Raw genomic sequence first — 434 nt, forward strand, 5'->3', positions numbered from 1 at the left:
CTCAACGACCGCGCCATGGCCCTGCTCGAGGAAGTCGACCTGACCGGCTTCGCCGACACCATCACCGTCGATCTGCCCTATGGCCGCAAGCGCGCACTGGAGATCGCCACCACCCTGGCCATGGAACCCGAACTGATGCTGCTGGACGAACCGACCCAGGGCATGGGCCATGAGGACGTCGATCGCGTCACCGCCCTGATCAAGAAGGTCTCGGCCGGACGCACCATCCTGATGGTGGAACACAACATGAACGTCATTTCCGGCATCTGCGACCGCATCAGCGTGTTGCAGCGCGGCGCGGTATTGGCCGAAGGCACCTATGACCAGGTCTCGAAGAACCCGCAGGTGATGGAAGCCTACATGGGCACCACCGCGGGCGCACTGGAAGGAGCCCACTGATGAACACCGCTACCCTGCAACAGGGCCATGCCCAG

Annotated in this window: 1 protein-coding gene; it reads left to right on the forward strand. The window is 63.4% G+C overall.

The window, feature by feature from the left end:
- The coding region (locus RV1423_RS28240; RefSeq protein WP_034303978.1) for an ATP-binding cassette domain-containing protein at positions 1-399 on the forward strand (399 nt) is incomplete at its 5' end.
- Positions 400-434 lie beyond the last annotated feature (35 nt).

This window comes from Herbaspirillum sp. RV1423 (assembly GCF_000577615.1).
Classification (GTDB): Bacteria; Pseudomonadota; Gammaproteobacteria; order Burkholderiales; family Burkholderiaceae_D; genus Herbaspirillum.